Raw genomic sequence first — 13,825 nt, forward strand, 5'->3', positions numbered from 1 at the left:
GAAAGGGCCCGATGGAAGCCTTGGAGATTGCCCGCTGGCAATTCGGAATCACGACCGTCTACCACTTCATCATGGTCCCCCTGACCATCGGACTCGGGCTGCTCGTGGCCGTCATGCAGACCCTCTGGTACCGCACCGGCCGGGAGCACTACCTCCGGATGACCAAGTTCTGGGGGAAGCTCTTCCTCATCAACTTCATCGTCGGCGTCGCGACGGGCCTGGTGCAGGAGTTCCAGTTCGGCATGGCGTGGAGCGAGTACAGCCGCTTCGTCGGTGACGTGTTCGGAGCGCCGCTCGCCATGGAGGCGCTCCTGGCCTTCTTCGTCGAGTCCACCTTCCTCGGCCTCTGGATCTTCGGCTGGGGGCGGCTTCCGCGCCTGATCCACCTGCTCTCGCTCTGGACCGCGGTGCTCGCGTCCGTCTTCTCCGCGTACTTCATCCTCGTCGCGAACTCGTGGATGCAGCATCCCGTGGGCGTGGAGATGGTCGATGGCAGGCCCGTCATGGTCGACGCCTGGGCGGTCTTCACCAACAACACGGCCCTGGTCGCCTTCCCGCACACCCTCTTCGGCTGCCTCGCCGTCGCCGGGGCCTTCCTCCTCGGCATCAGCTGGTACCACCTGTGGAAGAGGCGCCACGACGGGCTGGACACGCTCGGCCCCGACGGGAAGGTCGTCGTCGGTGACGGCGGCGGTGCGCGGGATGCGGCGGATCACACCGTATGGCTCCGCTCGGCGCGGGCCGGCGCCGTCGTGGCCATGATCGCGTTCGCCGGCACGGGCATCACCGGCGACCTGCAGGGCAAGCTCATGTTCGAGCAGCAGCCCATGAAGATGGCGGCCGCCGAAGCGGCGTGCCACGACGGCACGGGGTTCTCCCTCCTGTCCGTCGGCAACCTCGGATCGCAGAGCTGCGACGACATCGTCGCGGTCGTCGAGGTCCCCGGAGTGCTGTCCTTCCTCGCCAACGGCGATTTCACCACCGAGGTCAAGGGCGTCAACACCCTCCTGCCCGAGTACCAGGAGCAGTACGGCACCCACCTGCCGGACGATCCGATGTACGGGGACCTGGCGGGCTCGGAGATCGACTACCTGCCGGTCATGGAGGTCACCTACTGGGGCTTCCGCATCATGATCGGGTTCGGGGCGATCGCCGCGGCGGCGGCCGCGGCCGTCCTGTGGGTCCTGCGGAAGGGCACGGTCCCGGAATCGCGGTGGCTCATGCGCCTTGCGGTCTTCGGGATCCTCGCGCCGTTCGGGGCGAACATCGCGGGCTGGGTGTTCACCGAGATGGGCCGGCAACCGTTCGTCGTCGCGCCCAATCCTGATGCGTCCGGCATCGACGGCGTCTTCATGTTCACCGCGGCAGCGGTCTCGCCCGGCGTGTCCCTCCCCGAGCTGGTCACCTCGCTCGTCCTGCTGACCCTCGTGTACGCCGTCCTCCTCGTGGTCGAGGTGAAGCTGCTCTTCACCTACGTCCGCGGCGGTACCGCCTCCGCGATGCCCGAGCTGGCCCACTCCGATGACACCGAGGGGTCCGACGGCGGCAGGAAGGACGACGGCGATGTCCTCGCATTCGCGTACTGACCGGTCCGGCACCGGTTCCCGTTCCACGTCCCGCCCCACGTCCCCCTCGTTTGCCCGGAAGGATCCCCGATGACCGAGGCCCTGCCCACCATCTGGTTCGTACTGATCGCCGTGCTGTGGTCCGGGTACCTCTTCCTCGAGGGCTTCGACCTCGGGGTGGGGATGCTGATGAAGCTCATGGCCCGCAACGACACGCAGCGGCGCGTGCTGCTGAACACCGTGGGTCCGGTGTGGGACGGGAACGAGGTCTGGCTCGTGACGGCGGTGGGCGCCACGTTCGCGGCCTTCCCCTACTGGTACGCCTCCCTGCTGTCCGCGCTGTACCTGCCGTTCCTGCTGGTCCTGCTCGGCCTGATCTTCCGCGCCGTGGGCTTCGAGTGGCGGGGCAAGCGGCACAGCGACGCCTGGCGCAACGGCTGGGACTGGGCCATCGCGCTCGGTTCGTTCGCCGCGGCAGCCGGGATCGGTGCGGCGCTCGCACTGACCACCACGGGCCTGCCGCTCGACGCGAACGGCGACCGCGTGGGCGGCGCCTTCGCCTGGGCCACCCTGCCGGCGCTCCTGGGTGCCGCCGCCGTCGTGCTGTTCTGCCTCCTCCACGCCGCCGCGTTCATCGCCCTCAAGACCGACGGCGGGGTACGCGCGCTGGCCGACCGCCTGTTCCGCCGCCTCCTCCCGGTCGCGATGCTCCCGTTCCTCGCCTGGGCGCTCCTGGTCCAGCTGGACACCGGGTCGGTGCTCACCTGGCTCGTCGTCGTCGGCGCCGTCGGCGCGCTGACCGCCTCCTACCGCTTCTCCTCCGTGGGCCGCGACGGGCGCGCCTTCGCGGCGCTTGGCCTCGGGATGCTGGCACTCGTCGGGTCGATCTTCGGCGCCGTGTTCCCCGTGGTCCTGCCGTCCACCCTCGATCCCGCCTTCGATCTGACCGTGCAGAACGCGTCGTCCTCGCCCTACACGCTCGGCCTGATGAGCATCGTCGCCTGCTTCGGGGTGCCGCTCGTCCTCGCGTACCAGGCCTGGACCTACTGGGTCTTCCGGCAGCGGGTCTCGGAGTCCAGCATCCCGGCGGCCCACGCCGTCACCGCACTGTGAGCGGCGCCGTCGGGACCGCCGCCCCGGAACAGGACGCCGGACACGCCACCACGCCGCAGGAGGCCCACGCCGCGCCGGCCGGTCGGCGCGTCTCGCCGCTGGCGACGCTGAGCGCAGGAGGGCCCGCAGGCGCTGCGGGGTCGACGACGGCGCTGTACCTCCTCGGCGTGCTCGCCGCCGTCCGCGCGGCAGGGCTGGTGCTCCTGGCGCAGGCCCTCGCCCTCGGCATCGGATCCCTCGCCGCCGGTTCGCTCGACGTCCGCGGCGTGCTGCTGCAGGGCATCCTCGGTGCCGGGCTCCGCACCATCGCGGCGTGGGGGCAGGACGCGACCGCCGCGCGCCTCGCCCTCGGGACCAGGGAGCGGATGCGCGAGGCGGCACTCCTGCGCCTGCTCGACGACGGCGGCACCACGCGTGCCGCCGCCGGCAGCGGCACGGGCTCCCTCGCCGTACTGCTCACGCGCGGACTCGACGGGCTCGACAAGTACTACACGCAGTACCTGCCAGCGCTCATCACGTGCGCCGTGGTCCCGCTGCTCATCGGCGCACGGATCCTCGCCGCGGACTGGGTCAGCGCGCTCATCATCCTCCTCACGGTGCCGCTCGTGCCCGTCTTCATGGTGCTGATCGGCCTCCATACGCAGGAGCACACGCAGCAGGCCACCACCGCGCTGGGCCGCCTGTCGGACCACCTGCTCGAACTCGCGCGGGGCCTCCCCGTCCTCGTGGGGCTCGGCCGCGCCGCCGAACAGACCCGCGCCCTCCGGGAGATCGCCGACACCTACACCTCGCGCACCATGACGACGCTCCGCACGGTCTTCCTGTCCTCCCTCGCCCTCGAGCTCATCAGCACCATCTCGGTCGCCGTCGTCGCCGTCTTCGCGGGCGTGCGCCTGGTCCACGGGGACCTGGGGCTCGAGACCGCGCTGATCGCCCTCATCCTCGCGCCCGAATGCTACGGCCCCCTGCGCGACGTCGGGGCGGCCCACCACGCCAGCGAGGACGGCGAGGAGGCCGGGGCCCGCGTCCGTGCGGTCGTCGACGCCCCCGCGGCCCCGCCGGAGGACCTGCCGGTACGCGTCCCGACGGCCGACGGGAGGGCCGGCCGGCCGGCCGGGCTCCGCGTGGAGGCCCTCACCGCCCGCTACGACGGCGTCCTCGAGCCGGTCTTCGCCGGCGTCCGCTTCGTGCTCGAGCCCGGGACCGTCACCGCGCTCCGGGGCCCGAGCGGCTCCGGGAAGTCCACCCTGATGCGCGCCCTGGCCGGGGGAGCGGCCGTCCCACCCGGTCTCCGCCTCGAAGGCCGGGTGACGGGGCTCCGGAGCGGTGCGGTCGCCTGGGTCCCGCAGCACCCCGAGCTCCTGATGGAGACCGTCCGCGCCGAACTCGCCCTCTACGCCGGGCTTCCCGCGGAGTCACCCATCCTCGACGCCCAGCTCGCCGCCGTCGGCGCCGCCGGACTCGCGGACCGCCGCAGCACGGAGCTGAGCCCGGGAGAACTGCGGCGCGTCGCCGTCGCACGCGCCCTGCTGCGCGCACAGGACCCGTCGGTCGCCCTCCTGCTCCTCGACGAGCCGACCGCCCACGTGGACGACGACGCGTCCCGCGCCATCCGGGCCGCCGTGACGGCACGCCGCACCGGACTGACCGTCCTCCTGATCGCGCACGACGACGAGACGGCGCGCCTCGCGTCGGCCGAGGTGCGCCTGGGCGGACTGTCCGCGGGCGGGGCCGGGGGCGCGACGGCGCCAACCGGCGCCTTCCAGCGGACGGCCCTCCCGACGGCCCTCCCGACGGCAGGGAGGCCCGCCGCCCGAGGACAGCTCGCGCTCGCGGACCCGGACGCGGCAGGCCGGCCCGCGGGATCCGGGCCCACCGAGCCCACCGAGCCCAGAGGCACGGAACGCGGGCCCACGGCGCCGACCGGCACCCTTCCCGACCCCGTGGACCCCGTGGACCGCGTTCCCGGGCCCGCCGGCGCGGACCGTGCGGGAGGGCGCCGGCCGCACGCCCCGAGCACGTCGTGGTCCCGCTCCGCCCGCGACGTGCTCGGACTGGTGCGGCCCTGGGACCGGCGCTTCCTCGCCGCCGCCGCCTTCGGGCTCGGCGCGTCGGTCTTCGCCGTCGCCCTGACCGCGCTCAGCGGCTGGCTGATCGTCCGCGCCGCCGAGCAGCCGCCCATCCTCTACCTGCTCACGGCGATCGTCGGCGTCCGCTTCTTCGGTATCGGCCGCTCCGTCCTGCGCTACCTGGAACGCCTCCGGCTGCACGCCGCCGTGTTCCACCGGGCGGACGACACACGGCTGCGGCTGTGGACCGGGCTGCTCGGCACCGGCCGTTCATGGCGCACGATCGCCCGGGGGTCCGGGGGCATCGAACGGCTGGTCGGGGACATCGACGAGCTCCGGGACCTGTCCTCACGCGCCCTGCTGCCCGTCGTGGTCTCGGTGCTGACGGGCGTCGCCGCGCTCGCCACCACGGCCGCGCTGCACCCGGCCTCCCTCGGGTGGCAGGCCCTGGCCGTCGTCGCGGCCCTCGTCGTCGCACCCGCCGTCGCCGTTCTCCGCGAGCAGGCCGCGGGCGCAGCGGCCGTGCGGCTCCGTGCGCAGGGTCTCGAGCGCGTCACGGGGCTGCTGCGGGCCGCCCCCGATCTCCGGGTGAACGGCGTCCACCGGCCCGCGCTCGCCGAGACCCGTGCCCTCGGGTCAGCGGTCGCGGCGACGGCGCGGCGTTCGGCGTCGGCGGCGGGTGCGTCGACGGCCGTGATCGTGGCCGCGTGCTGCACCGCCTCGCTCGGCATCCTCGTCGGCGCGGGAGATCTGCCGGCGGACCTCACGGCCGTCCTCGTGCTCATGCAGCTCGCGCTGATCGAGCCGTTCGTCGCCGGCACGTCCGCCGTGCAGCATTGGGGTCCGCTGGCGGCCGTGACTCGCCGGATCGTCCCGCACCTCGGCCCCGCCGCCGGCTGGGAGGAGGACCTGCGGCGCGCGGGCGCCGGGCAGGGCGGCCGGCCCGCGCAGTCCGCCGCGCTCCGTTGCGCGAGCATCGGCTACGAGCCCGGCCACCCCGTGGTCGACGGCCTGGACCTCGAGCTGGTACCGGCCCGCTGGACCGGGCTGACAGGTCCCTCCGGCAGCGGCAAGTCCACCGTGATCGGCGCGCTCCTCGGTTTCCTGCCCCTCGAGCGGGGGACGCTCGTCGTGAACGGGGAGCCCGCGGACGACGCCGTCACGCCGCGCATCGCCNATCGGCTACGAGCCCGGCCACCCCGTGGTCGACGGCCTGGACCTCGAGCTGGTACCGGCCCGCTGGACCGGGCTGACAGGTCCCTCCGGCAGCGGCAAGTCCACCGTGATCGGCGCGCTCCTCGGTTTCCTGCCCCTCGAGCGGGGGACGCTCGTCGTGAACGGGGAGCCCGCGGACGACGCCGTCACGCCGCGCATCGCCTGGTGCCCGCAGGAGAGCCACCTCTTCGACTCCAGCCTGCGCTCCAACCTGCAGCTCGCCCGGCCGCCCGGCGACCCGGCCACCGACGCCGAGCTGGACGCCGTCCTCGGCGCCGTGGGACTGACCGGGCTGGTCGACGGGCTCGACGACGGGCTGGATGCACCCGCCGGGGCGGGAGGCTCCCGGCTCTCCGGCGGGCAGCGGCAGCGGCTGGCCGTGGCGCGCGCCCTGCTCACGCGGTCCGGCGTCGTCCTCCTCGACGAGCCCACCGCCCATCTCGACGCCGACGGTGCCCGGTCCCTGCTCGGGGACCTCCGGCGGGGCCTCCCGGACACCGCCGTCCTCCTCGTCACACACGATCCCTCGGAGGCCGCGCTGTGCGACGGCGTCGTGGCGCTGGGCCCTCCCATCCACGACGCACCGCCTCGAGGGGCCGTGGGGGCCTGACCGACGGGTACCGGACTGCTCCGTCCTGCCGGTGATGCGCCCCGTCCTGCAATACGCTGGGGCCATGACCACGCCCCACCCGCCCGGACCCGACGCCGGTCCGGCCACCCCGGCGCAGGGCCCTCCGCCGCTGCCCGACGCACTGCTGTGGCGGGCGCTGACCTACGCCGACATCCCCCGCTGGCACGCGCTCGTCCAGCGCATCGCGGAGGAGGACCAGCCGGACTGGGTGGAACAGCGCGCCGACCTCGAGCAGGCGCTGCGAGCCTCGAAGAACGATCCCCGCAAGGACACCGTCGCCGGGTTCGACGCCGACGGTGAGCCGCGGGCCTTCGGACGTCTGTCCAGGAATCCCGGCTCGTCGCTGATCCACGGCGCCGGCGGAGTCGATCACGCGTGGCGCGGTCGCGGCATCGGCCGGGCCGTCCTCGCCTGGCAGGCCTGGCGTGCGGAGATGCGCCTCCGGGAGACGGGGCACACGGAGGGGATCTTCCGGAACTACGTCGAGGAACGCAACCCCTCGCACCTGGCGCTGCTCGCCGCGAGCGGCAGCAGGATCGTCCGCTACTTCACCGAGATGACGCGGCCGCTGGACCAGCCGATCCCCGACCTCGCCTTCCCCGAGGGGCTGGAGCTCCTCACCTTCGCGGAGGGCATGGACCGGGGCATCTCCGAGCTGGTCCGCCTCGCCCACAACGACGCCTTCCAGGACCACTGGGGGAGCGAGCCCCGCGATCAGGAATCGTGGCAGTTCACGGTCAGCCACCCTGAGTTCCGGGCCGACTGGAGCCTCGCACTCGTCGACCCGTCGACGGGGGAGGTGGCCGCCTACCAGCTGGCCAGCTACGACCCCGATTCCCAGCGGCTCCTGGGCCGCACGGAGGGCTACACCGACCTGCTCGGTGTCCGACGGACCTGGCGGGGTCGAGGCCTCGCCCCGGCCCTGCTCGCCGAGGCGATGCGGCGGTACCGGGCGGCGGGCATGCAGAACGCCGGGCTCGGCGTGGACACCGAGAACCCCTCCGGGGCGCTCGGCCTCTACGAGCGCATGGGCTACGTCCCGACCCAGCGGTCCATCGTGTTCGACCTGCCGCTGCGCGTGAACCCCGCCTGACCCTTCCCTCCCTCTTTTCCCGGCGGGTGGACTGTGGTTCACTCGTAGGCACGGAGGGGAGTATCCCCACATCCGGTTCGTCGTCACTACGAGGGTCCCAGCACCCTCCGGCGGACAGGGCCGATTCCTGTTGGCCGGGAGAGACCTCCAGTTGGTTTTCACTGACTGGAAGGCAGCACTTCATGGACGTCCCCCTCTGGGTCTGGTTCGCCGTCATCGGCTTCATCCTCCTCATGCTCGTCGTCGACCTCGTCGCCCACCGGCACGCCCACGTCATCAGCGTCCGCGAGGCGGCCGCCTGGTCGGGCGTCTGGGTGTTCTGCGGCGTCGTGTTCGGCATCATCGTGTGGCGCGTCTGGGGCGCCGAGTTCGGGCAGCAGTACTTCGCCGGCTACCTCATCGAGAAATCCCTCGCCGTGGACAACGTCTTCGTCTGGGCCATCATCTTCACGTTCTTCGCCGTCCCCCGCGAGTACCAGCACCGCGTCCTGTTCTTCGGGGTCCTCGGCGCCCTGGTCTTCCGCGGGATCTTCATCGCCTCCGGGTCGGTCCTGATCCAGAACTTCTCCTGGGTCCTCTACGTCTTCGCGGCGTTCCTGCTCTTCACCGGGTACCGGATGCTCGTCCAGCGCAACGAGCACATCGACCCGTCGAAGTCGCGGGCCCTGAAGTTCTTCCGCCGGTACGTGCCCATGACGGACGCCTTCCACGGCCAGCGGTTCCTCGTCCGCAAGAACGGGGTCCTGCTCGCCACCCCGCTGCTCGCCGTCCTCGTTCTGGTGGAAGTCACGGACATCGTCTTCGCCGTGGATTCCATCCCCGCGATCTTCGCCGTCACCGACGAGGTGTTCCTCGTCTTCACCGCCAACGCGTTCGCGATCCTGGGCCTGCGCGCCATGTACTTCCTCCTGGCCGACCTCATCCACCGCTTCGTGTACCTGAAGGTCGGACTCGCCCTGGTCCTGGTGTGGGTGGGCATCAAGATGGCCCTGAAGATCGACGTCTACTACATCCCCACGCCGATCTCCCTCGCGGTCATCACCACCATCCTCACCGTCGCCGTCGTCGCGAGTCTCATCGCCACCCGCGGCCAGGAACGCCACGAGCCGCCGGGGCCCGCCGTCGCCCCCTTCCGCACCGCCGGCGAGGACGAGATCGCCGCCCTCCAGCCCCTCCGGGCCGGCCGCCGCGGGACGAGCGGCGCGGACCGCCGGTCATGACACCGGAACGGAGGTCCGTCGTGCGGGCGCACATCAGCCCGCCGCGCGGCCGCGTCACGGCCGGCACCAGCCGGGAACTCATGGCCTGGCTGTTCATGCGGTGGTCCGGCGCGCTGCTGCTGGTGCTGATCCTCGTCCACCTGTTCGTGAACCTCATGCTGGGGGAGGGCATCAACCAGATCGATTTCGCCTTCGTCGCCGGGAAGTGGGCGCATCCGTTCTGGCAGTGGTTCGACCTGCTCCTGCTCTGGCTCGCCATGCTGCACGGCACCAACGGGCTCCGGGTCATCATCGACGATTACGCCGACGCCGCCATGACACGCCTGTGGCTCAAGGGCGTCCTGGTCTCCTGCTCGGCGGTGATCATCGCCCTCGGATCGCTGGTGATCTTCACCTTCGATCCCTGTCCGGTAGGCGCCGCGGCGTCGTCGCTGCCCTCGTTCTGCACGACGGGCACCGGGACGCCGCACGCACCCTGACCTCCCGTGCCATCGGGCGACCGGCGGCTATTCGTGCACGGGCTCGCCGGTCACGCGGTGGTCGGCATGGTTCATGCCCTCGAGGATGAGCCGGGACAGGTGTCCGTCCACGATGCTGTAGATGACGTTGCGCGCATCCCTCCGCGTGGACACCAGGCCGGAGAGCCGGAGCTTGGCCAGATGCTGGCTCACGGCGGTCCGGCTCGCCCCGGTGGCCGCGACGAGGCTTCCGACGTCAGCGGGCCCGCGGGTGAGGATCCACAGGAGGTGCAGGCGGGTGGGATCAGAGAGCATGCGGAAGGTCGCAGCGCCGGCCTCGAGACGCTCGGCGTCCGGCTCCACCGGGTGGACGAGGCTCGGCCGGCCGGGCGGGCGCCTGTCCGGGATGGCAGGCTCCAGGGGGTCGGGGGAGTGTCCGTTCATGCCGACCACGTCCCTTTCGTCCCCTGCCCGTACGGTGATGCACCTAACCTACCGTCCGTTGCGCGCGTGCCGAGCCGCTCGTGGAACCGCCCGGGATCGCGGCGTCGCCGTCTCCCGTCCCGGCCGACGGCCACACGAGGACGCCGACGACGGTGCCGGCGAGCGCGAGTCCGGCGAGGGCGAGGGCGGCCGCCGTCTGTCCCGCGGCCGCGCCCACCCAGCCGGCCACGGGGTAGGTGAGCATGAAGCAGGCGTGGGAGAGGGAGAACTGGGCGGTGAAGAGGGAGCTCCGGGTGCCGTCGGTGGCCACGCGGCGCAGCAGTCGTGAGGACGGGGTGCTGATCATGGAGGTGCCGATGCCGAGGACGGCCCACAGGCCGAGCAGGATCGCCCACGGACTGCCCGTGAGGGGCACGCTGCCCTGCCGGGTCAGGGCGAGGAAGGCTGCGGCCGGCAGTGCCACCGTCAGGACCGACGCGCCGATGAGCATGAACGTCCGGTCGGGCGTGCGCTCCAGGGCCCGGGGTGCGACGAACGCGACGAGCATGGAACCCGCGCCGTACGACGCGAAGGCGATCGCGACGTCGGTGTTGGAGCCGCCGAACAGGTCCCGCGCGTAGACGACGGTGTTGACCAGCACGAGGGCCGTGGCGGCTGCGACGACGAGGTCCAGGGCCAGAAGCCCGCGCAGGGAGGGCTTCCGCAGGAAGATCCGGGTGCCCAGGGTGGTGCGGTGCAGCAGCGAGCCCTGCTGCTGGGCCGGCGGGATGACCGGCAGCCGGGTGGCGAGGACCATGCCCGCGGACACCAGGAAACCGGCCATCGTTCCGACGAACAGGGTGTGGAAGCTCATCACCGTCAGCAGGAGCGCGGCCAGCAGCGGGCTGACCAGGGACTCGAGGTCGTAGGCGAGCCGGGACAGGGACAGGGCCCTGGTGTAGTCCTTCTCCCCGGGCAGCACCACGGGGATGAGCGCCTGGAACGCCGGGGTGAACGTCGCGGACGCGGACTGCAGGACGAAGACGAGCACGTAGATCTGCCACACCTGGTCGATGAACGGCAGGCTCAACGCGATCGCGGCGCGCACCAGATCCGCGCCCACCAGGACGCCCTTGCGGGGCAGGCGCTCGACCAGCGCCGCCATCACCGGTGCCACGAACACGTAGGCCACCATCTTGATCGTCAGGGCCGTGCCCAGGACGGCGCCCGCCCGACCGCCCGCGAGATCGAAGGCCAGCAGGCCCAGCGCCACGGTGAGCAGTCCCGTCCCCAGCAGGGCGACGACCTGGGCGGTGAACAGCTTCCGGTACGCGGGACGGCGTAGGACAGACAGCATGGGGAGGACCCGTCTCGAGCAGGAACACGTCCGCCCAGTGTAGGTGCATCAGTACGCACTCGTTCACATGTGAGGCGGCACCGTCGATCCGCTCACCCCGCCGGGGCAAGGTCCCGGCGGCGCATGAGACCCAGCGCCAGCGCGCCACCCGCCGCGACGGCCGCGATCAGCCACCACAGACCCTTCACGTCGATGCCGTCGCTCGTGACCGTCGGAGTGACGCCCATCGGCGACAACTCGACGACCCAGTCCGGGAAGCCGAACAGCGGCCCGAACAGGCCGAGCGTCATGCTGACCAGCACGAGCGCCCAGCCGAGCGGGATGGTCAGCCGCGGTGCCACGACGAAGATCACCGCCGTGACCACGATGAACACCGAGGCCGCCGCGATCTGCCCTGCGCCGGTGATGACCACATCACCCAGGAGCGCCCAGTCGCCCTCCCGTGACGCGAGGCCCGCGGCGGCGCCGACCAGTGCCGCCGCGATCACCACGAGGACGCCGACGAAGGCGACGATGACGAAACCCGCGAGCCACCGGACGCGGTCCACCGGGGTGCTCAGCACCAGCTCCGCCGTGCCGCGTGTCTCCTCCTGGCGTGCCCGGCACACGGTCTGCACCGCGCAGCACGCGGCGAGGATGCCCAGCATCGTGAAGAAGGCGACGACCGTGCCCTGCTCCATGTCCGTGCCGCCCGAGATCGCGCGGATGATCTGCTCGAGGGCAGGGTTGTCCACCCCGATGTCACGGATCACCCCCGACAGGGTGGTCGCCAGGATCCCCGTGACCAGGCCCCCGAAACCCCACCCGATGATCGACGGGCGGGCCAGACGAGCGACGAGGCCGAGCGGGGTCGACAGCGTCGCGGGAGCACCGGGTCTGCCGCGCCGTTCGGGGACGAAGCTCCCGCCCAGGTCGCGGACGGCCTGCAGCGCGACCGCGACACCCGCCAGGACCATCCCGAGTGCTGTGCACAGCACGATCGGCCCGACGGCGTCGTCGGCGAACGGCCGTGTCTGCTCGCCCCAGCCGAACGGAGACAGCCAGGTGAGCCACGAGCTCTCCATGCGCTGCAGGTCGTTGCTGGGTGTGCCGATGGCGTTGCCGATGCCGGCTGCCAGGAAGGAGAGCATCAGGGCCCAGACGGCGAGGGAGTTGGCGCCCGACGAGGTCCTCATGAGCTGGGCGGAGACGAGGCCCACCCCGAGGAAGGTCAGCCCCACGGCGCCGGCGCCGAGACCGGACACGACCGACCCCCGGATGTCGAGTCCGGTGGCCGTCAGCGCGACGGCGCAGAGGGTCGCGAGCACCGCATTGGCGAGGATGCCGTGCGTCAGCGTGGCAAGCAGGGGTGCCTGCCGGCCGGCCCGGGTCGACGCCACCAGTTCGGCCCGGCCGATCTCCTCGTCGCCGCGCGTGTGCCGCACGGCGAGGAACGAGCTCATCAGGGCCGCGAGGAGCGCGAGGAACGGGAAGATCAGGAAGAGCATGAAGGCGCCCTCGCCGGCGCCTGACGGCAGGCCGCGGAAGAGCAGGATCACGGGATTGGCCATGACCACCGCCAGGATCGAGGCGCGGGCCTCCTCGGTGCCGTACGCCTGCGCGACGCTCACCTTCGTCAGGTAGGCCAGCAGTGCGGCGCCGGTCGTCCACAGCAGCAGCTGCACCCCGTCGCGCCGCAACCGTTGGCCGAGGAGCGCCAGGAAGATCGTCATCGGACCGCTGTCCGGTGCCGCTCGTGAGCGTTCCCGTCCTGACCGGTCCCGGCGAGGTCGTCGCCGTAGTGCCGGAGGAACATCTCCTCCAGCGAGGGGGGGTCGATGCGGAGCCCCTCGACGTGCAGCGCGGTCAGCGCCGGCAGCACCGAGGAGACGCGGTCGCTGTCGACGGTGAACCTGGCCCGTCCGTGCTCCAGCCGCACATCGTGGGCGTCCGGGATGGACCCGAGCGGTGCCGCCTCCGTCGCCGCGAACGAGACCTCGGTCCGGGTGAGGTGGCGCAGATCCGCGAGCGTGCCGGACTCCACGACCCTCCCGGCACGCACGATGCTCACGACGTCGCAGAGCTGCTCGACCTCGGAGAGGATATGGCTCGAGAGCAGGACGGTGGCGCCACCGTCCCGCACCCGGGTGATCTCGTGCTGGAACACCATCGCCATCAGGGGGTCGAGGCCGCTGGTCGGCTCGTCGAGGATGTAGAGCTCGGCGGGCACGGCGAAGGCCGCGATCAGGGCCAGCTTCTGGCGGTTGCCCTTGGAATAGGCCCGGCCCTTCTTGCGCGGGTCGAAGAGGAAGGCCTCCATCAGCCGCTCCCGCTCGAGCCGGTAGCCGCGCTCGTGGCGCCGGCCGCCCCGCAGGCGGGAGATGAAGTCGATGGTCTCTCCGCCGGAGAGGTTCGGCCAGACATCGACGTCGCCGGGGACGGACGCGATCCTCCGGTGGAGGGCGGCGGCCTCACGCCAGGGGTCGGCCCCGAACACCTCCACGGCGCCCGACGTGGCGCGGGCCAGACCGAGCAGGACGCGGATCGTCGTGGACTTCCCGGCGCCGTTGGGCCCGAGGAATCCGTGGATCTGGCCCTCTCCGACGTCAAGGTCGAGCCCGTCGAGCGCATGCACCCGACCGTAGTGCTTGGCGAGGTCGCGGGCCGCGATGACGCTGGCCATGCAGGGGAGCATACGCCCG

General features: G+C 72.2%; 10 protein-coding genes and 1 pseudogene. 7 read left to right on the forward strand and 4 right to left on the reverse strand.

Annotation, left to right across the window (positions count from 1 at the left end; all coding sequences use genetic code 11):
• Positions 1 to 11 precede the first annotated feature (11 nt).
• The 7 genes and pseudogenes from RY94_RS10300 to RY94_RS10325 all read left to right on the forward strand — a co-directional run bounded on the left by RY94_RS10300 (position 12) and on the right by RY94_RS10325 (position 9,385).
• Complete coding sequence (locus RY94_RS10300) at positions 12 to 1,586, forward strand: cytochrome ubiquinol oxidase subunit I (RefSeq protein ID WP_043444895.1); 1,575 nt, start codon at positions 12 to 14, stop codon at positions 1,584 to 1,586.
• A gap of 69 nt (positions 1,587 to 1,655) precedes the next feature.
• Positions 1,656 to 2,678: a cytochrome d ubiquinol oxidase subunit II gene (gene cydB / locus RY94_RS10305; protein ID WP_043444896.1), complete on the forward strand. Its 1,023-nt coding sequence runs from the start codon at positions 1,656 to 1,658 to the stop codon at positions 2,676 to 2,678.
• Between the two features lie 197 nt (positions 2,679 to 2,875).
• Positions 2,876 to 5,893: pseudogene (locus RY94_RS17870) on the forward strand (ATP-binding cassette domain-containing protein); the annotation flags it as partial.
• A 55-nt stretch (positions 5,894 to 5,948) separates the two neighbouring features.
• Positions 5,949 to 6,572 carry an ATP-binding cassette domain-containing protein gene (locus RY94_RS18400; protein ID WP_231554537.1) on the forward strand — a complete coding sequence of 208 codons (624 nt, stop codon included), beginning with the start codon at positions 5,949 to 5,951 and terminating at the stop codon, positions 6,570 to 6,572.
• A gap of 64 nt (positions 6,573 to 6,636) precedes the next feature.
• Complete coding sequence (locus RY94_RS10315; RefSeq protein WP_197060653.1) at positions 6,637 to 7,686, forward strand: GNAT family N-acetyltransferase; 1,050 nt, start codon at positions 6,637 to 6,639, stop codon at positions 7,684 to 7,686.
• Between the two features lie 182 nt (positions 7,687 to 7,868).
• On the forward strand, positions 7,869 to 8,906 hold the full coding sequence (locus RY94_RS10320; RefSeq protein ID WP_043444898.1) for a TerC family protein: 1,038 nt from the start codon (positions 7,869 to 7,871) through the stop codon (positions 8,904 to 8,906).
• Between the two features lie 80 nt (positions 8,907 to 8,986).
• Positions 8,987 to 9,385, forward strand: coding sequence for a succinate dehydrogenase (locus RY94_RS10325; protein ID WP_231554538.1), 399 nt, complete (start codon positions 8,987 to 8,989; stop codon positions 9,383 to 9,385).
• Between the two features lie 27 nt (positions 9,386 to 9,412).
• Here the strand turns inward: RY94_RS10325 and RY94_RS10330 are convergent, their stop codons facing one another.
• The 4 genes from RY94_RS10330 to RY94_RS10345 all read right to left on the reverse strand — a co-directional run bounded on the left by RY94_RS10330 (position 9,413) and on the right by RY94_RS10345 (position 13,806).
• Positions 9,413 to 9,808 (reverse strand): ArsR/SmtB family transcription factor, encoded by a 396-nt coding sequence (locus RY94_RS10330; protein ID WP_082046375.1) that lies wholly within the window; start codon positions 9,806 to 9,808, stop codon positions 9,413 to 9,415.
• A 43-nt stretch (positions 9,809 to 9,851) separates the two neighbouring features.
• Positions 9,852 to 11,144 (reverse strand): MFS transporter, encoded by a 1,293-nt coding sequence (locus RY94_RS10335; protein WP_082046266.1) that lies wholly within the window; start codon positions 11,142 to 11,144, stop codon positions 9,852 to 9,854.
• Positions 11,145 to 11,236: 92 nt separating this feature from the next.
• Positions 11,237 to 12,856 (reverse strand): ABC transporter permease, encoded by a 1,620-nt coding sequence (locus tag RY94_RS10340; protein ID WP_043444902.1) that lies wholly within the window; start codon positions 12,854 to 12,856, stop codon positions 11,237 to 11,239.
• Complete coding sequence (locus RY94_RS10345) at positions 12,853 to 13,806, reverse strand: ABC transporter ATP-binding protein (protein ID WP_052274395.1); 954 nt, start codon at positions 13,804 to 13,806, stop codon at positions 12,853 to 12,855. The genes RY94_RS10340 and RY94_RS10345 overlap by 4 nt, the downstream gene beginning before the upstream one ends.
• Positions 13,807 to 13,825: the final 19 nt, after the last annotated feature.

This window comes from Arthrobacter sp. L77, assembly GCF_000816565.1.
In the GTDB taxonomy this organism is placed as follows: domain Bacteria; phylum Actinomycetota; class Actinomycetes; order Actinomycetales; family Micrococcaceae; genus Arthrobacter_D; species Arthrobacter_D antioxidans.

Bases quoted from the DNA above. Each gene is read 5' to 3' on its own strand.
- RY94_RS10330 (WP_082046375.1), bottom strand. From the start codon at position 9,808: ATGAACGGACACTCCCCCGACCCCCTGGAGCCTGCCATCCCGGACAGG.
- RY94_RS10320 (WP_043444898.1), top strand. From the start codon at position 7,869: ATGGACGTCCCCCTCTGGGTCTGGTTCGCCGTCATCGGCTTCATCCTC.
- RY94_RS10325 (WP_231554538.1), top strand. From the start codon at position 8,987: ATGGCCTGGCTGTTCATGCGGTGGTCCGGCGCGCTGCTGCTGGTGCTG.
- RY94_RS10340 (WP_043444902.1), bottom strand. From the start codon at position 12,856: ATGACGATCTTCCTGGCGCTCCTCGGCCAACGGTTGCGGCGCGACGGG.
- RY94_RS10315 (WP_197060653.1), top strand. From the start codon at position 6,637: ATGACCACGCCCCACCCGCCCGGACCCGACGCCGGTCCGGCCACCCCG.
- RY94_RS10345 (WP_052274395.1), bottom strand. From the start codon at position 13,806: ATGGCCAGCGTCATCGCGGCCCGCGACCTCGCCAAGCACTACGGTCGG.
- RY94_RS10335 (WP_082046266.1), bottom strand. From the start codon at position 11,144: ATGCTGTCTGTCCTACGCCGTCCCGCGTACCGGAAGCTGTTCACCGCC.
- RY94_RS10300 (WP_043444895.1), top strand. From the start codon at position 12: ATGGAAGCCTTGGAGATTGCCCGCTGGCAATTCGGAATCACGACCGTC.
- cydB (WP_043444896.1), top strand. From the start codon at position 1,656: ATGACCGAGGCCCTGCCCACCATCTGGTTCGTACTGATCGCCGTGCTG.